At 56.8% G+C, this 20,032-nt stretch carries 15 protein-coding genes; 8 read left to right on the top strand and 7 right to left on the bottom strand.

From position 1 onward, the window contains the following. Positions 1–4: 4 nt before the first annotated feature. The 3 genes from J5W70_RS02545 to J5W70_RS02555 all read left to right on the top strand — a co-directional run bounded on the left by J5W70_RS02545 (position 5) and on the right by J5W70_RS02555 (position 4,993). Entirely contained in the window at positions 5–2,668 is a 2,664-nt protein-coding gene (locus J5W70_RS02545) for a tetratricopeptide repeat protein (protein WP_146018209.1), read from the top strand. Positions 2,669–2,684: 16 nt separating this feature from the next. Continuing rightward, positions 2,685–4,028 carry a PPK2 family polyphosphate kinase gene (locus J5W70_RS02550; protein WP_180971043.1) on the top strand — a complete coding sequence of 448 codons (1,344 nt, stop codon included), beginning with the start codon at positions 2,685–2,687 and terminating at the stop codon, positions 4,026–4,028. A gap of 215 nt (positions 4,029–4,243) precedes the next feature. Further along, positions 4,244–4,993, top strand: a complete 750-nt coding sequence (locus J5W70_RS02555) for a DeoR/GlpR family DNA-binding transcription regulator (RefSeq protein WP_022396477.1) — start codon at positions 4,244–4,246, stop codon at positions 4,991–4,993. Between the two features lie 59 nt (positions 4,994–5,052). Here J5W70_RS02555 and J5W70_RS02560 read toward each other — a convergent pair whose 3' ends face one another. After that, positions 5,053–5,340, bottom strand: a complete 288-nt coding sequence (locus J5W70_RS02560) for a GNAT family N-acetyltransferase (protein WP_022396476.1) — start codon at positions 5,338–5,340, stop codon at positions 5,053–5,055. A 212-nt stretch (positions 5,341–5,552) separates the two neighbouring features. Between J5W70_RS02560 and J5W70_RS02565 the strand changes: the two genes are divergently transcribed. Next, complete coding sequence (locus J5W70_RS02565; RefSeq protein WP_215841934.1) at positions 5,553–9,044, top strand: autotransporter family protein; 3,492 nt, start codon at positions 5,553–5,555, stop codon at positions 9,042–9,044. A gap of 157 nt (positions 9,045–9,201) precedes the next feature. Here J5W70_RS02565 and J5W70_RS02570 read toward each other — a convergent pair whose 3' ends face one another. Then, on the bottom strand, positions 9,202–10,368 hold the full coding sequence (locus tag J5W70_RS02570) for a cysteine desulfurase family protein (protein WP_022396474.1): 1,167 nt from the start codon (positions 10,366–10,368) through the stop codon (positions 9,202–9,204). 106 nt (positions 10,369–10,474) lie between these two features. Between J5W70_RS02570 and J5W70_RS02575 the strand changes: the two genes are divergently transcribed. The 3 genes from J5W70_RS02575 (at position 10,475) to J5W70_RS02585 (ending at position 13,376) form a co-directional block, all read left to right on the top strand. Continuing rightward, positions 10,475–11,149 (top strand): phosphopantothenoylcysteine decarboxylase domain-containing protein, encoded by a 675-nt coding sequence (locus J5W70_RS02575; RefSeq protein WP_022396473.1) that lies wholly within the window; start codon positions 10,475–10,477, stop codon positions 11,147–11,149. 81 nt (positions 11,150–11,230) lie between these two features. Further along, entirely contained in the window at positions 11,231–12,352 is a 1,122-nt protein-coding gene (gene rsgA / locus J5W70_RS02580) for a ribosome small subunit-dependent GTPase A (protein WP_022396472.1), read from the top strand. 52 nt (positions 12,353–12,404) lie between these two features. Beyond that, complete coding sequence (locus J5W70_RS02585; RefSeq protein ID WP_022396471.1) at positions 12,405–13,376, top strand: retropepsin-like aspartic protease; 972 nt, start codon at positions 12,405–12,407, stop codon at positions 13,374–13,376. On the opposite strand, the gene J5W70_RS02590 is transcribed toward J5W70_RS02585, so the two are convergent. The 3 genes from J5W70_RS02590 to J5W70_RS02600 are packed head-to-tail and all read right to left on the bottom strand — an operon-like array spanning position 13,360 to position 16,020. Then, the gene (locus tag J5W70_RS02590; RefSeq protein ID WP_022396470.1) at positions 13,360–14,646 is read right to left on the bottom strand and encodes a 3-deoxy-D-manno-octulosonic acid transferase; all 1,287 of its coding nucleotides are present in this window, start codon (positions 14,644–14,646) and stop codon (positions 13,360–13,362) included. The genes J5W70_RS02585 and J5W70_RS02590 overlap by 17 nt on opposite strands. A gap of 1 nt (position 14,647) precedes the next feature. After that, a complete protein-coding gene (gene rsmD / locus J5W70_RS02595; protein WP_022396469.1) occupies positions 14,648–15,223 on the bottom strand; it encodes a 16S rRNA (guanine(966)-N(2))-methyltransferase RsmD in 576 nt (191 codons plus the stop codon). A gap of 35 nt (positions 15,224–15,258) precedes the next feature. Next, a complete protein-coding gene (locus tag J5W70_RS02600; protein ID WP_146017860.1) occupies positions 15,259–16,020 on the bottom strand; it encodes a hypothetical protein in 762 nt (253 codons plus the stop codon). A gap of 73 nt (positions 16,021–16,093) precedes the next feature. On the opposite strand from J5W70_RS02600, the gene J5W70_RS02605 reads away from it, so the two are divergent. Continuing rightward, on the top strand, positions 16,094–16,537 hold the full coding sequence (locus J5W70_RS02605) for a hypothetical protein (RefSeq protein ID WP_146017859.1): 444 nt from the start codon (positions 16,094–16,096) through the stop codon (positions 16,535–16,537). A gap of 139 nt (positions 16,538–16,676) precedes the next feature. Here the strand turns inward: J5W70_RS02605 and J5W70_RS02610 are convergent, their stop codons facing one another. Both J5W70_RS02610 and J5W70_RS02615 read right to left on the bottom strand, forming a co-directional pair. Beyond that, positions 16,677–17,603 carry a polyphosphate kinase 2 family protein gene (locus J5W70_RS02610; protein WP_022396466.1) on the bottom strand — a complete coding sequence of 309 codons (927 nt, stop codon included), beginning with the start codon at positions 17,601–17,603 and terminating at the stop codon, positions 16,677–16,679. A gap of 147 nt (positions 17,604–17,750) precedes the next feature. Further along, positions 17,751–19,937, bottom strand: coding sequence for an NPCBM/NEW2 domain-containing protein (locus J5W70_RS02615; protein ID WP_215832908.1), 2,187 nt, complete (start codon positions 19,935–19,937; stop codon positions 17,751–17,753). Between the last annotated feature and the right edge of the window lie 95 nt (positions 19,938–20,032).

Here is a 20,032-nt window from a genome sequence, read left to right on the forward strand (position 1 = left end):
TACGATGATGCACACCTTCTTCAGTCCCCGTTTTTCCCTTGCCGTTCTTACGTCCTGCGCGGCTTTCCTGCTCACCATGGGGGGCACTCCCCCTGCAGCCGCGGCAACACCTCCTCCGGAGGCTCCCCTCTCGCAGGACAGGCAGGCCCTCCTGAAAAATAAAAAATACCAGCAGGGTCTGAAAGCCCTGGAAGACCGCCTGCCCCTGGAAGCCAGCAAGCATTTTCAGGAATGCCTGAACTCCAAAAATCTTCCGGAATCCCAGAAAGCCATCATCCGCCCCTTCCTGGCGGAAGCCCTGATCCGCGCCAGAAAAACGGAAGAAGGACTGACTGCCTGGGAACAACTTCCGGACTCCTCCATGAAATCATACTGGATGGCGGCTGGTCTCTTTAACAAAGGCTCCTTTACCAGGGCCCTGGAAAAACTCTCCTCCATTCCTGAAACGGACCCGCTCTCCCTCTACGGCTTCCAGCTGAAAGCCCAGCTCGCGCGCCAGCTTCAGGACCGGCAGCTTTTACTGGACGCCCTCACCAGGCTGGGGCAGGCGGAATCCCCCGCCATCTCCCGGACCGCGCACGTCCTTCTGGCGGACGTTCTGGTGAACCTGGGGCGCTATGCGGAGGCCGCCGCCATTCTTGAACAATTCAAGACGGGAATGGACGACGGCACGGCCAGGGACCTGCCCATGCGCTCTTATGCCGAACTCGTGGAAGGCAAACTGGCCGACAAACAGGGGAACCTGGACCAGGCCATAAAAATCTTCGCCGCCGTCATGGACAACAAGGCCTATCCGGGGAAAATCCGGGATCTGGGCCGTCTGGCCCTCGCCAGGGCGGAAATCGTCCGGGAGAAAAACAACCCGGAACAGGCGGAAGAGGAAACGCGCGCCCAGCCTCAGGAAGAGGAAGCCCCACACACTGCCGGAACGGCGGAAGAACGCCTGCTGGCGTTCATTGGCGGCAAATCGGAATCCTCCCTGCTGATGGACGCCTTCAACATCCTGCTGGAGGAGGACATCTTCCGCACCAATCCCCAGGCGCTGGAAAAACTCACCGGCTGGGTGAATGCCAGGGATGCGGGCCGCCAGCCGGCAGCCATGTATGCCATGGGAAGCCTGCTTCTGGCAAAGGACGACCTGGCGGGAGCTGTCAAAATGGCGGAGGACGGCCTCTCCAAATATCCTCAGAGCCTTCCCGTCCAGACCCTTTCCCTGAATACCATCACCACTCTGCTGGACAAAAACCGCGTGGAAGACGCGGAACGCCTTATCTCCAAATATCCCGGAACGTCCCCCGGCCTCGTCTTCCAGCAGGGAGCCCTGGCCTTCCGCAAGGGAGACTACCCTCTGGCGCAGAGCCTCTTCCGGGAAGCAGCCCGGCGCGCCTCTGAAAAAACGGCGGAAAGCGCCCTGTTCAATGAAAATCTGGCTGCGCTGAACGCCAATGACGCCGCTGGAGCCGCCGCCCTGGTCAAGGAAGCCGCCGGCTCTGCCCAGCTCCGGGAACACATCCTCTTTGAACAGGCCCATTACGCCGCCAAAAGAATGAACCCCCAGGCTCCCGAACTGCTGGCGTCCTTCGTGGCACTGGCGACAGACCCGGCCCTGAAAACCCAGGCCCGGCTGGACCAGGCGGAAGTGGCCCTGAACCTCAACCCGCCGGACCTTGAAACCGTGCAGGCCATTCTTCCGCCGCTGGAAAAAGAACAGCTGACTCCGGAACAGACCATGCAGCTTGCGCGGCTGAACATCCTGGAGGCGGAAAGCCGGCAGGAATGGCCCAGCGCCATCCAAGCCTGCCGCCAGGCCATCGCCCTGGATTCGGAAGGCAAACAGGCGGACATGCTCTATCTCAAGCTGGGGGAACTCCTGTACAAGAACGGGGATTTCCATGAAGCGCAGCTTGTCCTCCAGCCCTTCCCCTCCAAATACCCTGGCAGCCCCCTCCAGGCGGCGGCCCTCTTCCTGGCCGGAAAAGCCGCCCAGCAAAGCAACACCGGCAATACGCTGAAAGCCGCCCTGAACATCTTCAAAACCCTGGGCGCGGGGGACACCCCCTTTGCGCAGCCCGCCAGGATAGAAGAAGCCTCCGTCCTGCTGCGCATGGGAGAAGCGGACCAATGCATCGCCGCTCTGGAAAACCTGCTTTCCTCCCCCCTTCCGCGCTACATGCGCCTGCTGGCCCTCTCCATCCAGGCGGACGCCTGGGTGACGAAGGAAGACACCCATTCGGACACCCTCCGCAAGGCCATCAACCTGTGCACGGAAATTCTGGACACCCCCAACCTGGGCCTGGCCTGGAAATTCAAGGCCCTCACCCAGCGGGCCCAATTCTACGAACGGATGAACGACCAGAAAAAGGCGCTGGATGACTACGCCTCCATCCTGGCCCATACGCCCAGCGGCAGTTCCGCCAACAAGCGCCGGGACTGGCACTGGTTCTACAATGCCGGTTTCGCCTCCATCCGCCTGCTGGGCCAGCTCCAGGACTGGGACGGCGCCCTGGCTCTGGCTAAAAAACTGGCGCAGACCTCCGGTCCCAGAGCCAGGGAAGCGGCGGCCTACGCGCGCCGCATCCAGCTGGAACACTTCATCTGGCAGGATGAACCGGAAAATGCCGCTCCGGAAACCGGAAAGCCGGAAACGCCGGCTCAAACCGCCAGTTAAGCCGCCCCCTCCCGTCATGGACACTCCATCTACAGCCAAAAACTGGAGACTCAACGCAGCAGCCGTCATCATGGACGCCGACGGCTACGTGCTGCTGGGCAAGGACAACGGCCGCAACCCGTACTGGCACTTCCCGCAGGGGGGCGTCATTAAAAATGAAAGCATTGAACGGGCGCTCGCGCGGGAGGTATGGGAGGAAGTGGGCCTGCGTCCCACGGAATACACCATTGTCAGCCGCCTCCCCGGCCTGCGGTACAAATACCCCTCCGGCAACCGCAAAGTCACGCGCTGGATAGGCCAGGAGCAAACCTACTTCCTGGTGCGCTGCAAGGCCAGGCGCCCCAAGACGGACCTGCACCGCAGCCCTGAATTCTCAAAAACGAAATGGATACCCCTCCAGGACCTCAAGCTGGAGATGTTCCCCAAATTCAAAAGGAAAGTCATCAAGGACGCCCTTCAGCAATTCTTCGGGCCGGATTTTCCGGCCAAACCCGCCGCCATGAAAACCTCTTCCACCTCCTCTCCCGCTTCTTCAACGTTAACTTCGCATACAATGAACCGTTACCTGGTGCCTCCGGGCAAAAAACTGCGTTTAAAGGATTACTCTCCGGATGACAAATCTCTCTTCTCCGGAACCAAGGAAGAATCCCTGGTTGAATTCGACAAGCTGAGGGAAGAACTGCAGGAACTGCAGAAAAAACTCTTCGCCCAGCACAAGCACAGGGTTCTCGTCATTCTGCAGGCCATGGACGCAGGCGGCAAGGACGGATGCGTCAAGCACGTCTTTTCCCGGGTGGACCCGCAGGGGCTGCACGTGGTTCCCTTTAAAAAACCTACTATTGAAGAACTGGACCACGACTTCCTGTGGCGCGTACACAAGGAAGTGCCCGCCAAGGGGCAGATCGCCATCTTCAACCGTTCCCATTACGAGGACATCATCGCCGTCCGCGTGAAAAAAATCTTCCCGGACCCCGTCTGGAAGCGACGTTACAAGCACGTTCTGGATTTTGAATCCATGCTTGCGGAAGAAGGCACCGTCATCATCAAGCTGTTCCTGAATATTTCCAAGGCGGAACAGAAAAGACGGCTGGAATCCAGGCTCCAGGATCCGGACAAACTTTGGAAGTTCTGCATGGACGACCTGGATGACCGGAACCGCTGGGACGAATTCCAGACGGCCTATCAGGATCTCATTGAAAAAACGTCCACTCCGGATGCTCCCTGGTACATCATTCCGGCAGACCGGAAATGGTACAGGAACCTCGTCGTCGCCCGCCTGATGGTGGAAAAACTGCGCCATCTCCAGCTCACGTTCCCCACTCCCAACTTCGATCCGGCGTCCATTATCATTCCAGATTGATAAACTCTGTCATACCGATAACTAGTTTGTGCATCATAAAATTATTTTTGTACATTTCTCGGTATTCAATTGTCCCATTATTACAAAATCTGCATTATTCACAATAACAATCAAAACTTAGAATTTCTAACGCTTGACTGGGACAGTGAAAAATTGTTAGAAAACAACTTAACACCTAGAACGTGTAAACATTCTATATAGAAAAACAGAACCCAATGTATTTAGCATCCCAACGTAAAGAGTTCATTCTGAAAACGCTGGCCGAACATGGAGCCGCAAGAACCATTGCTCTGGCCAAACAGATGAAGGTCACGGATGAAACGGTCCGTAATGATTTGATTAACCTTGAGAAACGCGGCTTTCTCAAGCGCGTCCACGGCGGCGCTCTGGCCCTTACCCATAAATCCCTCCATGAAGACATTGTCACTCAAGACGATGTTTCCATAAGGATTGCAAAAAAAGCCGTCCAGAACATCCCCGCTTCCGTGGTCATGTTCATTGACAGCAGCACCATGGGCTACCAGATCTGCAACCACATTAATTCCAGGGATACGCACGTGGTTTCCAACAACCCCACGCTGCTGACCCGGCTTGAAGGCATTCCGAACCTGAGCTTCTACTGCACGGGCGGACGCTTCGACCGCGAAGCCCTGGTCTATGTGGGACAGGAAGCCGCCAAGGCCGCAGGTTCCCTGAGCATTGACATGGTTGTACTGACGCCGGACTGCTACTCCCCCAAGCATGGCGCCGGATACAAGAACATGCTTCAATCCGAATTCATCAAGAGCGTCATTCCCCCGGATGCCAAGGTGATCATCGCCATGCCTTCCACCAGCGTAGCGAACAACCCGGCATTCTATACCGTTGCGCCCTCACAGATCTCCATGCTCATCACTGATGAAGCCCTTTCTCCTGAAATGGCTGACCAGATTGAAAAGAGCGGCGTCAAGGTGGAGCTCGCCTGACGCCGGCCTGCTTTACAGGGGGCGGAAGTTCTTCGGAACTTCCGCCTTTTTTATGATGATCATATACTCTCTCCTTTCCATTCCGTCCAGTACTCCCGGCTTCCTGTCAGCTCGTCATCCCTGGAGCCGATCTCCTCAAATCCTCCACGCCTGTAGAACGCGCGGGCACGGGCGTTCTCCTCGTAAACGCCCACCGTCAGCATCCCCTTGCTGTGCTCCTTCACCCAGTCCAGCAGAGCCGTGCCTATTCCCTCGCACTGACGCTCCGGCGCCACAAACAGAGCGGCTTCTTCCCCTTCCCCCACCAGGCAGGCAAACCCGACAACACGGCCGCCGTCCCTGCACATCCATGACCCTTACGATTACTTAGGGATGCACCCTTACCGTGATTTATGGCCGGTCACACCATTTTTGAGCTGATAACAGTTTATACTTGACCATCCCCTGAATTTATCTGAAAAGAAAAATCGCTTATTTAGTATTTGGAAATGAGTAAAGGTAGGCTTGTTTCAGAATTGTATAAATAAACGAAAAACACCATAGATTTTCTGCAATAAACATGGAAAAGATTGCTGCTTCCCTGTTGGCGACAGCTGGTATTGCCTGCGCCCAAACATACAACTACGATTCCTCCTCTGAAACGCTTGTGATAACAGGCAAGGGCAATACGGTTGCCGACCGCATTACTCTGGAAGGACCAATAACCCCCGGGAGCACAGTCCCTGGGACTTCGGAAATATTCGGAGACACAAAAGAAATTATCTTAAAAGACGTTTGGACATCTCCCGATTCGATCCGCATTAAATATGTGGAGCCGACTTCTGAGGGAAACAACACGACGCTGAAATTAGAAAATTCGCGTTTGGGCGCATCGGGGGACTTTGATAAAGGCGGCACGGGGTTAATCCTTATTTTGGATTCCCAATCCAGTCTTGAACTATACGGGAACCGGCTCACCAACACAATCAGAATCGAAAACCAAGGCAACATAAGATGCACAAACGGCACTGTAAGTGCAAGCTCGTATTTGTGGGACAACAAGACAACCACAGGTTCTTCAGGCGTTCTGGGCGGAAGTGGATATTATAGCTTCGGGAACGTTTCCTCTATCGAGACTAATAAAGATTTCGGACTCATCAAGACCAGCGGTCAAATTACAGACCTCGAAATTTCGGGAATTTACACTGTGGACGGGAATTCCGCAAAAACAATCGACGACGACTCCTACATCGTGGGTGTGAACACGTCGAGCAGTTCTGACGGGCAGGCGATGACGATTTCGGGTTCACTTACAATCAATGCAAAACAAGGCACGGGGATAGGTATACTGGCCAACCAGCTCGGCAGCGACGACGTTTCGCTCAAAAATAACTATTCGGGCCAAATTTACGTGACAGCAAAAGACGCCTTCGGTGTAAAAGTTGGTAAAAACGCGGCCAAGGACCCCTCTGCTGCGGGCGACATCTACTCGCTTTCCGTGGGCGAACTCGACATCGAAAGCACAATCACTTCGGGCAGCACGCAGGGTGAAGCAACGGGTATATACGCAAAAAGCGTCAAGCGCGATTTGACAGCAAATGCAATCACAGTAAAGGGGTACACCAATGCAACCGGTATCCATCTGACGGAAGGCGGCCGCAACCTCACCATATCCGATATGCAAGTAAGCGCGGGAATCAGCGGCAACGCAGCAGGCATAATCGCCGCGCCAGGCAGAGATAACCCTGTTTCCACAGCCGGAAACCTCGAAAACATCAGGATAGATAATTTGGAGGTTTCAGGCGGCGCAGATGCCACGGGTATCTTTGCAAACTCCATTACAAAATCGGGCCAAAATGAAAACATCATAGGCAACATTACGGTTTCGTCTGAAAACGGATTGGCAAACGGTATTTTCGCCGACAACGCTGACATCACCCTCGGCGGCAAAATCCTATCCTCAAGCGAAAACTCCAACGCCTACGGAATTTGGACGGAAAACGACCTTTTCTTAAAAATGCTCGATGGTTCGGAAATCTCGGCAATCGCTGCAAACGAAAACTCCAGCGCCCAGGCAATCCGCTCGAAAAACCTCTATCTGACATTCGACGGCAGCGCGACGATAAATGGCGACCTCATGGCGGACGCCGGCATGGAGCTAAACAACGGAGGCAATGTAGTCGTCAACGGCAATATCGAGGGTAAACATCTTGCCGCAGAATCAACAATCGGCACGGTTTCAGGCAAAATGAAATTCGACTCGGTTGCCGGCCTGAACATTACCGCATCAGTGGGTTCGCTCGAAATCGGTACGTCGGGCGAGGATTCGGGGTATATTAAAGTCAACACAGTCGAGACATCAGCAAACATTTCAAACGCCGTTTTGGTGACAATCGAAAACGCAAACGGCAACGTCTCGTTCAACTCGGTTAATTCGGCGACGGTAAACAACGCCGTTGGCGACATCTCAGCAACAAATGTCACTAACGGACTGAACGTCGGCGATGTCGGCAACATCCGCGTAAGCGGTACGAATGTCAATGTGCTTGACGGCAAAACTGTGAGCGGCGACATCGTTTCGACGATAGACCTCATACTGTCAAACGAAGGTTCGGCAACACTCACGGGTTCAGTTTCGGCGGGCGGGAACAGACTTACGATAAACAGTGTCTTCGGCATAAACTCTTCAGCCGCGACCGTAATCAGCGCGGGGACACTCGGGGGCGCGGGCTTGCGCGGCACCATCAACAACCACTACGACAACATCTTCGGTTTCTCCGCAACCGACGACTCTTCGGGAAGCCTCACCGCCGCAACCGCCTTGAAAGGCACGCACGACGTCGTCTCGAACAACATTTCGGGCATGATCGACGGCGACTTGGATCCTTTTGAAAACACCTACATCACCGTGAAGTACGTCAACGTCGGCAGCAATGTCGGCTACGAAATCAAGAAGAACACCTATCTTGCCGAAGCAGTTGCGACAAACGAATTCGAAAAGGCGTTGGCAAAAACCTACGACGATCTTGAATACATCGACGGCGACGACGCGGCGAACGAGGCGGCAGTTACCAAAAAACGTAATTTCGCCGCAATGGTAAAAAGCGGCACACTGGGTGCGATACTTCCGCAGTCGGTAGTGCACAGCGTGCGCATGAACATGGATCTTGCCGACATAATCCACCTCGACACGCTCAACCGCACGAGCGCGGCAATCGACGGCCTCGGCGCAAAAAGCAGCGGCACGGAAGTTTCGGGGGGGCGTTTTTCAGGCATTACCGTCCGCAACATAAACAGGTTTGCCACCTACGGCGGCGATGAAAACATGGATGGGTCGAGCGACTATATTTCGGGCGGCTTGGTGAATTTTGAATACACGGCGGGTAACACGTTTCTTGCGGGCTTCGGCTTCGGCGGTTTTCAGGCAAAATCGTCAGGCAAGGGCAACTGCGGCAAGGCGGAAACCCAAAGCCTTGCGGTCAACGCCTACACCGACTGGCGGTTCTTCGGCAACTTTGACTGGTACTTCGGTGCAACCTATGCTTTCGGCATGAACAAAGCCGAAAGGATGAACATCCTGAACAAAAGCAAAGCCGATTGGAATTCAAACCTCATCGGTGTCTTCACGGGCGTTCGATACGCGTGGAAGCCTTTTGCCGACACCGGATTTTACCTGAAACCCACAATCGGCGTAAACGCGGACTTCCTGATGAACCCGTCGTTCACGGAAAAAAGCGGGGAAGAACGCATGAGCGCGGAATCAGAAAACTATACAAGCGTGAAGTCGCTTGTGGGAATTGAGGGCACTTACGCGTTTTCAAACGGCTTCTACTTTACGGGCAGAATGTTCTACACGCACGAATTTTGCGACGACCGCTACGAAGTAAATGCCATGCTCGGCTCTTCCTTCATAAGGGTAAGGGGCTGGAAAATGGACAGGGACGCTGGCGTATTCGGCGCAGGCATCGGATACAGCATCACGGAACAGTGGAGCGTCTATGCCGACTATGCCGCGGACGTTTCGGACAAAGTGCGCCACAACGTCAATATGGGCGTCACGTTTAAATTTTAAGTCGATTCGCGAATGAGCAAAAAATCTGCAATATATTTCTGCCGCAATAGAATCGCCTCATAAACATCTGTAAAAGCATTGATAGGGAGGGAGCCGCTGTTACTGAGCTCCGGTGTCATGGAACACAAACGGCTTTCTGTAAAAGCGCCCCAGCCTCTCAGCCCTTCCATTCTGGCCTGTACACGAGCACCGGGCCGGTACGCGAAGACTGAACGCCGCGCACCTTCCGAACGGCGGAGCCCACCAGGGCGGCAGCCTGTTCCACCTCCTCCTGCGTCGTCATGAAAGACAGGGAAAAACGCAGGGAGGAACGTACCGCCTCATCAGACAATCCCATGGCCGTCAGCACGTGGGAAGGCATCGGCTGCAGCGTATGGCAGGCAGACCCAGCCGAACACAGCAGGCCGGCAGGTTCCAGCAACAGCATCAGCGCTTCCGCCGTACATCCGTCAAACGCCAGATTGGAAGTATTGGGAATACGTTCCGTTCCGCCGGAATGCACCGTCACGCCGCCCACCTGTGCCCGCAGGAGAGACTCAAAAGAATCCCGCATCCGGGACAGCCGTCCGGCGTCCTCCTCCAAGTGCCTCAATGCCGCCCGCGCCGCCGCACCAAAACCAATGATTCCCGGAACATTCTCCGTGCCGGACCTCAAACCGTACTCCTGCCCCCCCCCGAACAGCAAAGGGGAAAAAGGAGCCCCCGCTCTCCTGTACAGACATCCAATCCCTTTGGGGCCATGGAATTTGTGTGCGGATACGGAAGCATAATCCACTTCCATTCCATGCAAATCCACGGGAATTTTTCCGGCGCACTGCACTATATCCAAATGCACGGGAACTCCATGTTTCCCGGCGGAGGAACACAAAACCGCCGCATCCTGCAATGCGCCTGTCTCATTATTGGCCCAGGCAAAAGAAACGCCGGACACGCCCCCTGCGCACATGGACTCCCATTTTTCCGGAACCGCTCGCCCTTCCCTGTCCACGGGGCAGACACAGCCGCTGCCCAGGGCCAGGGCCGTCTTCAAGGAGGCGTCATGGTCCGTGGACAAAACGCCTATCCCTCCCTCCCGCTCCCCGGCCATCTGGCGGAAAGCCATATTAGACGCCTCCGTTCCGCCGGAAGTAAATACAATTTCCGAAGGAAATGCGCCCAACAGGGCGGCAACGGCCGCACGGGCTTCCTCCACCGCCTCGCGCACGCTCCTGGCGCAGCCGTAACCGGCGGACGGGTTGAAAAACCGTTCTTTTAAAAACGGCTCCATGGCCTCGTAAACCTCCGGGGCCAGCGGTGTGGTAGCGTTATTATCCCAATAAATCACGCCTTCATAACTCCCCCAATCGCGGGAAGGAGTCAAGCCGGAACATAATGCGCAGCTGCACAAGATCACTCTTCACTTTTACCCGTGATTCCGCATAATGCCTCTCATGCGTTTTCTTATCACGGCAGGCCCCACCAGAGAAGCTATTGACCCCGTCAGATACCTCACCAACCACTCCTCCGGAAAAATGGGGTATTGCCTGGCGGAAGCGGCTGTTCACGAAGGCCACAGCGTCCTTCTCATCTCCGGCCCCACTTCCCTGGACATCCCGCACGGCGTGGACTTCCTGCCGGTTGAATGTGCACGGGAAATGTATGATGCTGTCAAAAACCAGGCTCCCTACGCCGACGCCGCCATCCTCAGCGCCGCCGTAGCGGATTATCGCCCCGTTTCCGTTCCGGACCGCAAAATCAAGAAAACGGGGGAGCGCATGATTTTGGAACTGGAACGTACTGCGGATATTCTTGGCTCCATGCGCGCGGAATTCGGCTTCAGAGGCATTCTGGTAGGCTTCGCGGCGGAAACCCATGACGTGGAAAATTACGCGCGCGGCAAACTGGAACGCAAGCGGTGCGACATGATTGTGGCCAACGACGTTTCCCGCAGTGACATTGGTTTTAACTCCTCTGAAAATGAAGTGCTGCTCGTTTACCCGGACCGGACGGAGCTTTTGGAAAAAGCGCCTAAAACGCAAATTGCCTTTCAAATCATTGAGCGCGCATGCCGTCTCGCACAGGGAAAAGCTCCGTCATGGCGCACGGCAGACCCGTTCCACGCTTGAACCGGAAGAAGGTTTGCCCCACGATCCGATGTCGGCATGTAAATGCCGGCGGCCTTTCCCAAAACTACATTTTCCATTTTCATGCCCGTCACTCTTCAGGATTTAGGCTGGAACGACCACTTTCAACGCGCTTTCAACGCCGTCGCCAAACCCGGCTGGGTTCCGGGACGCCTCATCCGGGAAACGAAAATCAACTTCACCGCCCTGCTGGACGGCGGGGAAGACGTGGACGCGGTCGTCAGCGGCAAGCTCTGGCATGACGCCGCCACGGATGCGGAACTGCCCGCCGTAGGAGACTGGGTGGCGATTGACCCGGGGGAAGCGGGAGACGAAGCCGTCATACGCGCCATTCTCCCCCGCCAGACCTGTTTTTCCCGCAAAGCTCCGGGAAAAAGCAGCGCGGAACAGGTTCTGGGAACCAATGTGGACACCGTAGCCGTGGTGACGGAGCCGGGAACGGACTTCAACCCCAGGCGCATGGAGCGCTACTTTACGCTCATCCGCCGCAGCGGCGCCGCACCTCTCATCCTGCTCAATAAAACGGACCTTTTCTCCAGGGAGGAAGTGGACGAAGCCGTGCAGGCCCTGCGGGAACTCTCCCCGGAATGCTCCATCATCGGCATCAGCGCCCTGCACAACAAGGGAATCAAGGAATTCCGCAAATGCCTTTCCAGGGGAAAAACCATCTGCATCGTCGGTTCCTCCGGAGTGGGAAAATCCACGCTGGTCAATACCCTGCTGGGGGACGAATGGCTCTGGACGGGGGAAGTGAATGAGGTGACCGGCAAGGGACGCCATACGACCGTGGCGCGCGAACTGGTGCTCCTCAAACACGGCGGCCTGCTGATTGACAATCCCGGAATCCGTGAAATCCAGATGTGGACGGATGAACATACCCTGCGGGAAAGCTTTGCGGATTTGACGGAGCTGGCCCAGGAATGCAAATTTGCGGATTGCAGCCACGGCACGGATTCCGGCTGCGCCATCAGGAAAGCCGTGGAGGAAGGAACGTTGGACAGGGAGCGGTACTTGAATTTCCTGAATTTGGAAAATGAAATCGCCCGGCTTGCCAAACGTCAGAAAAAAAGGCAAATGAACGTGGAACGGGCCGGGAAGAGAGACCGGAAGGTACAGGCCCGGAATTATGAGGACCGCGTGGAACTGGAACGCCGCCACAAGCCCAACCACCGCAGCCATGACTGATTCTCCGTCAAATTGGCTTGTCAAACCGCAGAGGCGCGCTTACCAGTAAGGGATGCTCTTCCCATGCAGCCTTTTCCGCGCTTCCGCGGCCCTTCTGGCATTGGGCGCGCTTCCTCTCTCCGCAGCGGAACAGCCGGACCCCGCCCAGGCCAGGCCCGTCGTTTCCATCACGGACCTGAACCCCGTCCGGCTGACGAGAGACGCCCACAGCAAACTTCTTGTGGCGCAATGCACCATTAACGGCGTTCCATGCAATCTCATTGTGGACACGGCGGCCTCCCACACCACGTTTGACATCAAATTCATCAAGAAGAATTTCCCCGGCCTGCCGCTTGAAAACGCGCAGATCGCCCCCGGCTCCAACGTCAACACCGTTCCCCAGCTTTTCGCCATGAAGACCTTCTCCATCGGAGGGCTTCACATTAAAAACTTCTTCGGCCTCGCCATGGACCTCACCCCCCTTCAAAAAGATATGCAGGTCAGGGTGGACGGCATTCTGGGAATCAACTACCTGGGCTTCTCCCCGTTCCTGCTGTCCGTCAGGGATGCTTCCCTCCAATTTCTGGAACGCTCCCGCTTTCCCTCCCAGAACATGAAGCCGCTGGAAGTGGAACGCCACCCATCCGGAATTTTCTATGTCCGCTGCTCCCGGGGAGGAGACGCCTTCCTGCTGGCCCTTGATTCCGGTTCTTCCCTTTCCCTGGCCCCGCTGGAACAGTGGCCCGCGGACCCAAATGGAAACCAGCTCACGGCCAAGGCCTCCGACATCAACGGACACAGCGGGGACCGCAACGTCATGAAGCTGGGCATACCCTCCACCCTCCGCATGGGGCCGGACTTCCAGATGGACGGCCTTTCCTTCGCCGTGACGGGAACAGGCGGCAGATGCCAGATAGGCGTGGACACCCTCCAGCACTTTGACATCATCATTGACGCGCCGCAGGGGGAAGTCTTCGCCCTGCCGCTCCATTCCAAGCCGGAGGCCCGCGGACAAAAGGCTCCCGCCGTTAAACGGGAATCTTGAGCATGATGCAGATCATGCGGATGGTGCGGGCCGTAGCGCCGAAATGGGCTTTCAACGCCACCTGCGCGCGGGAGGACTGGGCATGGGCCAGCAGCGGATTGTCCAGCATCTCCTTGAGCACGTCCGCCAGACGCTCCTCATCGCACCGGGTAATGCCGTCCACGCCCTCAAGCAGCTGGACCAGCGCATCGAAATTCTCCATGTGCGGCCCCGTCAGCACGGGCACGCCGCAGGCAACGGCCTCCGCCGGATTCTGGCCGCCGTCCGCCAGAAAGCTCTTGCCGATCACGGCCACATCCGCCAGCGCGGTCCAATCCCTCAATTCTCCGGTCGTATCCGCAATGTAGCAGACATTGTCCTTCAGGGTTTCCGGAAGCTCGCCATCCGTCCGCAGCACGCACTGCCAGCCGCGGGCCTCCAACTCACGCACCACCGTATGGCGGCGTTCCGCATGCCGGGGAACTATCAAGGGGAAGCCTCCCGCCTTGCGCACGGCCTCCGCAATCAGCACTTCCTCCCCGTCATGCGTGCTGGCGGCCAGCACCACGGGCTTGCCGCGCTTCAGCTTGTCCAGAATGGCGGCAAACTCCGCATTGGTTTCCTTGCGCTCCGCCATCTGCTGGTCAAACTTGATGCTGCCCGTCACATGAATGATGGAGGGGCGCACCCCCACGGATTCAAACCTCCGGACGTCTCCCTTGTCCTGCACGCCCATGGCGTCCAGCGTGGAAAAATAATATCGTGACACCCATTTAAAAGCGCGGTAGCGGCTCTCGGACCTGGCGGACATGCGGGCATTGATCATCGCCATGGGAATGCCCCGCACCTTGGCGGCGCGGGCAAAGTTCGGCCATAATTCCGCCTCTACCAGCACAATGGCTTCCGGTTCAAAACGGTCAAAGCACCTCCCCGGCAGGCCCAGCAGGTCAAAGGGGGCATAAATTACGCGCACGCCGGACACCTGGGCATTCACCGCCGTATCATGCCCCGTAGCCGTGCTGGTGGCCAGCACCGCGGAACCGCCGCGCTCCCGGAGCCACGCTCGGAGAAATTTGAGGGCCAGCACCACTTCACCCACACTCACGGCATGCACGTACAGCACCCCCTTCGGCTCCCGGTTGTAGGAAACCCGGTACAGGCCGAAGCGCTCCATCAACCCCGTGCCGAAGCCGCCGCGCCTCTTCTGCTTGAGCAGGTAGGAAGGCAGCGTCACCAGCCACCCGAGGGTGTACAGGACATTGTAACAGAAAGAGAACAGGAAGGCTTTCATCTTACTTCTCAGGCAATCGATAGAACAACAGCATATTTTTCCCGTACCGGCGGGTATCCACCAGGTCCAGGCCGTCAAACTCCGCGGCGCCTTCCATGCCGGTTCCCCAGCCTTCCTGCACTTCCGCAATAAACACGCCGCCGTCCTTCAGCAGTCCGGCAATTCCGGCCTCCGCCAGTTCCACAATAAAATCCCGGTCCGCCGGGCCCTTGCAGTAGGGGGGATCTGCAAAAACAATGTCGTACTTCCTGCCGGCCAGCAGCTCCCTTTTCACAAACTGCACGGCGTCTCCCTGGATGACGGCGCCGCCCTCCAGGCCGGTTTTGGCAAGATTGGCCTTGGCCGTCGCGCAGGAAAGCCGGGAAAAATCCACCATGCGGGAGCTCCCTGCCCCGCGGCTGAGGGCTTCCAGGCCGAAGGCTCCGGAGCCGGTGAACAAATCCAGCACGTCGGCATGGTCAATCAGCGGGTTCAGGATGGAAAAAAGGGCCTCCCTGACCCGGTCGGTCGTGGGCCGCACTTCCCCTTTGGGAACAGACAGTGCTATGCCGCCGGCCTTTCCGCTGATGATACGCATGTTTTTACCGGAATGAAAGGAACGTCTTGTTGTCCCTACTGGCGCGCCTTGGCCTTGGCCTTTTCCAGCAGGGGGTCTCCCGTAATGCGGGTGATGGGGATGCGCAGCACGATGGACTGGTTGGCAATGGCAATATTATCCGGATTCTTCTCGGACATGTTGTAAACGAAATAGGTATATTTGCCGTCCTTGGTCTTGCCCGCGATAATGGTCTCCGTCAGGGTGGAAAGAATGGTCTTCTTTTCCATGGTCCATTCCTTGCCGCTCCATGCGCCGTACACGTTCAGATCGTCATAGGAAACGTCCCCTTTCAGGGCCAGGGCGCCGTTGGGGGAAATCCAGGATTTGGTATTGGAGTCATACTTCAGGGTGCTCATCGGCAGCGGTCCCTGCTGGGCCACCGCGGCCAGAGTCCAGATGCCGCGTTCCCCGGAGGCGAAAATGCCCACAGCTACGGGGGCCACTTCCTGCACCTGCTTCAGCTTCCAGCATTCCAGATACTTGGCATACTCATCCTTGGTCCAGCCCAGACGTTCGTCATACGGAACGGGCTGACCGGGAACGATCTGGCTGACGAGTTCCTTCTTGTCCTTGTCGGGCAGGGAGGCAAAAACGCCGTCAATCTTTTCCATGAATGGCTGAAGGCTTTCATCAAGCACAACGCTGACGGCGGAAGCTTCCGCCATTTTGCCGACCGGGAGATATTCATCGATTATTTCCGGCTTTTCTGCTGCGGACAGGGAAGAAACCAGAACGGGGACCATCAGTGTTAAAGCCAGATTGCGGAGCGCTTTCATAACGTGTTCGTACATTTTACTCAACAAAACACCCTTGGCAAGAGTCAAAGTGAGTGTTATCCGTATGTACATCATGAACTGGAAGTTACTTTTCACTACCCTGGCCGCCGCTCTGAGCCTTGCTTCCTGCGTGTCCACCCCGGCATCCCGCATCCAGAAAAACCCAGCCCTTTTCAATTCCCTTCCGCCCAGCCAGAAAACGCTGGTGGAAGCCGGACAGATTGCGGAAGGCATGTCGCCGCCCGCCGTCTTCCTGGCCTGGGGAGACCCCTCCGCCGTCGCGGAAGGCAACCTTAACGGAAAATCCGCCACCCGCTGGATTTACTCTTCCCTCCAGCCGGTTTACACCCCGCCGCCCTCCTTCTGGGCCGGGCCCTACTGGGGAGGCCCCTATTGGGGACCGGGGTTCTACCGTCCCTATTACCCGTATTACAATGACGTCACCTACGTCCCGGTGGATACCGGCTACGTGCTGTTCATCAACGGCAAGGTGAAATCCTGGGAACGCAGGCGCTGATTAAAGAACCGGCAGGCCCGCACGGGATGGAATGCGGCGGCGCAGCAGACGGAGGGAAGCTTCCGCATGATGCGCCGTTTTTCTTTTTGCCATTCTTCCGCGGCCTTTTTTCTTTCCCTTCCGTTCCCGGACTCTTCGTTCAATCCCTGTCCCCGGACAGGGGGCGTTCCAGTTCCTCCCGGAATTCAGGGAAGAACGCCTTCAATTCCCCGGACACCTTAGGGTATTCCAGTTTCATTTCCGCCAGTGCCTCCACAATGGCGCACATGCAGACAAGCCTGGAATACCACTTGTTGTCCGCCGGCACCACATACCACGGCGCGTCCCGGGAAGAAGTATGACGTATCATTTCCTCATACGCCTTCTGGTACTGGTCCCAGAACTCGCGTTCGTGGATGTCCCCCTCTGAAAACTTCCAGTTCTTGTGCGGGGTGTCCAGCCGCGCCAGAAGGCGCTTTCTCTGTTCCTCACTGGAAAGGTTAAGGAATATCTTCACGATGCGCGTCTTGTTGGAGAGCAGATGGCGTTCCAGATTATTGATGGATCTGTACCTCTCCTTCCAGAAGGCTCCCTTGGCATGGGCGGGATCAAACCCCTCCCCCGCCAGAAATTCCGGATGCACGCGTACGCTCAGCACTTCTTCATAGTAGGAACGGTTGAAAATGCCGATCATTCCCCGCCGGGGAAGACGGGCCACGCACCGCCACAGGAAATCATGGCTCCGTTCCAGCGTGGAGGGCGGCTTGAAGCTGCTGACCACGCACCCCTGCGGATTGACTCCGCCCATCACATGCTTCACAATGCCGTCCTTGCCCGCGCTATCCATCGCCTGCAGCACCACCAGCAGCGCATAGGATTCGCTGGCATAAAGCACCTCCTGAAGCTGTTCCAGCAGCTCAATGCCCTTCTCCAGCTTGTCCACGGCTTCCTTCTTGCTGTCCTTGTCCAGCTTGCCCAGATCGCCCGGATCATAGTGGGATAACTTGAACCCCTTGCCGTCCGTCACCCGGTACGGCTCAATGAACTTTTTGCAGCGTTTGACCAGACGGGAAGGAATATCTATCATTCCGGTAATGACACCGTTCTGCGTCAAGACGTTGAAATAACCGTAAAAAACTCCGCCTTCCTCCCGGACGGCCGTCCGGCCCCTGCAGCATGAAAAATCCGCAAAAGCCGGCTTTCCGCAGCAAAGGCGGAATGGCGCAGGGAAACGTCAATTCTCTATGCGCACCTGGTCCGCGGGAGTATTTTCCAGCTTGCAGTCCTCAATGGACCATGTGCGGGGAGGCTGAACCTTGTTATTTTTAATCAGGATGTTGGCGCACCTCCTGAACTGGAAGGGCTTCTGCCCCCAGCCCCTGAAATCATTGTTGTAAATGATTTTGTTGTTGACGAATTTAAGGTTATCCGTGGAAATGGCAAACAGCAGCGGCACGTCGAACGTCTTGAACACATTGTTTTCTATCAGGACATTGCGGTGATAATAATCCTTCTGCTTGTTCAACTGCTTGACTTCCGGGTAAATGGAAATGATGGCGTTCGTGAACTGGTAGCGGGAGGTCAGGTTGTTGATGAAGGTATTCCTGCGGATCACCACTTCATGGCAGGCGCCGCTTTCATACCAGCCCTGGGCGTCCCCGGCCAGCAGAATGGCCGCGCCGGAGGAATGGTCAAACAAATTGCCCTCCACCAGAACCTTCTCAGGCGTCGTGAAAAGAGAACCGCGGGCGCGGTTGTTGCGGACGATGTTGTTGCGGAATACTACGGAAGGGTAAAAATCCGCATTTTCCACGGCGTCCCCGGCCTTGACGGACGGAGGCAGCGGTTCTTCCAGCGTGATCACCAGTTCCGTAGAACTCTTCTTCACGGCGGTTTTTACGGTAGCGGTGCTTCCCGGTTCAAGCGTAGGCCCGTTGATAAAACGGATTTTTTCACCGGGCAGGAACACTTCAAACCCCACCGCCTGGCGGTGCATGTACTTGCATTTCAGCGTATGGCCGTCCACTACCTCCGTCACGCCCAGGCAGGTGGAATGAACGTTGATGGCGTCATCCATCATTCCCTCGAACAAGGCTTTCTCCACCACGATCTCGCCCCGGGTGTTGGAAAAATGGGTGGCGTCCGCCCCGGCGGTGTGCACGCGCCCCGTCCCTTTCCTGACCATGACGCCGCCACCCTTCATGTGGAAATCCTCCGACCGCTGGACCAGCAAAGCCATGCCCGTGCTCTGGTGCAGAGCCACATCATTCAGGACCGTCTTCCGCGCCCGGTAAACCACGCATCCCGGATGGGGGCGGTTATAATTCCGCAGCACCAGCGTATCCCCCGGCTTGATTCCCTTCTGCTTGAGGTTCCAGTCCAGCCGGAGGCGGTTCCCTCCGAGGGGTTCCACCCGGCCGTTCCAGCCCATGTCCGACGTATTGGCAATGATGTGCCCGGTCCCCTTCTCAAAGGCCATGCAGCTCCCCATTCCTTCCTCCCAGCCTTCGCCCAGGAAAACGAACCTGTTGTTCCTGATTTCATAGGGGTAGTCTTTTTTGTCTATTTCCACCTCCGTGGACCTGTCGTCCGCATTCAAGACACGCGCTTCCGTACAATAGGACCGTTCATAATCCACGGACAGACGGTTGATGCTGATGTTTTCGCTGTCCATGACCAGCAGGGGAACCACCTTGCCGTGAAACAGGAACAGGGAGCCGTTGCCCTCTACGCGGACATTCCGCAAATCAGTCAGGGTCACGCACACCGGATGAACCAGGGGCTGGTCATGGTTGGAGATATTGAAGCTCATGTTCAAGGCTCCCTCCGGATAAAAATGATAGACTCCCCTGGGGATGTTCAGCACGCCCCCTCCCTGCTTCCGCAGGGCGGAAATCGCGGCCCGCAGGGCCGGACCCTGATCTTTCCTGACGCCGGGAACCATGCCGAATTTGGCGGCATTCACCACGGCTCCCTTCATGCTCTGCGGCTCACCGCCCGTTTTCCAGACTAGGTCCACCCAGTCTGCGTGGTCATAGGAATTATTTTCCACCCGGTCAGCCACCAGGTAAAGATGCCGTATGCCGTTTTCCGCTACCGGAACGGAAAACTTTTTCGCAGGCATTCCCCTCTTCATCACGCCGGAACTCCATAAAACTTCGGAACCGCTCATTACACGGAATTCCACGCTGCCGTCTCCGTCCGTACCGTCGTCAATGCCGCAGGCCCCTTCCAGCTTCCACACTCTTGAGCCGCTGCCCTCCGGCACAGGGAGCGGAATCATGGATGTAGCGTGAGTGCCGATGCCCGCAGCGTATTTTTTACCCCCGATGCTCAATTCACCATTCTTGAAAGACCGGTCCAACCGCGTTTCCCCCACCTCCTGGCGGGCCATCAGCAGACTGGCGGCAGGCACTTTCACGGCTGCGGACCCGGATTGCGCCGCGCCTTCCTGCCCCCGGGATAGTGCCGGGAATGATCCCGCAACGCACGCTGCGGCCACAAAACTCCATGAAA

It is taken from the genome of Akkermansia massiliensis, assembly GCF_018847375.1.
Lineage (GTDB): Bacteria > Verrucomicrobiota > Verrucomicrobiia > Verrucomicrobiales > Akkermansiaceae > Akkermansia > Akkermansia massiliensis.

Excerpts from the sequence above, each read along its gene's own strand:
- rsgA (WP_022396472.1), top strand. The coding sequence starts at position 11,231 with ATGCCCGTCACTCTTCAGGATTTAGGCTGGAACGACCACTTTCAACGC.
- J5W70_RS02545 (WP_146018209.1), top strand. The coding sequence starts at position 5 with ATGATGCACACCTTCTTCAGTCCCCGTTTTTCCCTTGCCGTTCTTACG.
- J5W70_RS02605 (WP_146017859.1), top strand. The coding sequence starts at position 16,094 with ATGAACTGGAAGTTACTTTTCACTACCCTGGCCGCCGCTCTGAGCCTT.
- rsmD (WP_022396469.1), bottom strand. The coding sequence starts at position 15,223 with ATGCGTATCATCAGCGGAAAGGCCGGCGGCATAGCACTGTCTGTTCCC.
- J5W70_RS02565 (WP_215841934.1), top strand. The coding sequence starts at position 5,553 with ATGGAAAAGATTGCTGCTTCCCTGTTGGCGACAGCTGGTATTGCCTGC.
- J5W70_RS02575 (WP_022396473.1), top strand. The coding sequence starts at position 10,475 with ATGCGTTTTCTTATCACGGCAGGCCCCACCAGAGAAGCTATTGACCCC.
- J5W70_RS02600 (WP_146017860.1), bottom strand. The coding sequence starts at position 16,020 with ATGAAAGCGCTCCGCAATCTGGCTTTAACACTGATGGTCCCCGTTCTG.
- J5W70_RS02550 (WP_180971043.1), top strand. The coding sequence starts at position 2,685 with ATGGACACTCCATCTACAGCCAAAAACTGGAGACTCAACGCAGCAGCC.
- J5W70_RS02610 (WP_022396466.1), bottom strand. The coding sequence starts at position 17,603 with ATGATAGATATTCCTTCCCGTCTGGTCAAACGCTGCAAAAAGTTCATT.
- J5W70_RS02555 (WP_022396477.1), top strand. The coding sequence starts at position 4,244 with ATGTATTTAGCATCCCAACGTAAAGAGTTCATTCTGAAAACGCTGGCC.
- J5W70_RS02560 (WP_022396476.1), bottom strand. The coding sequence starts at position 5,340 with ATGTGCAGGGACGGCGGCCGTGTTGTCGGGTTTGCCTGCCTGGTGGGG.
- J5W70_RS02590 (WP_022396470.1), bottom strand. The coding sequence starts at position 14,646 with ATGAAAGCCTTCCTGTTCTCTTTCTGTTACAATGTCCTGTACACCCTC.
- J5W70_RS02585 (WP_022396471.1), top strand. The coding sequence starts at position 12,405 with ATGCTCTTCCCATGCAGCCTTTTCCGCGCTTCCGCGGCCCTTCTGGCA.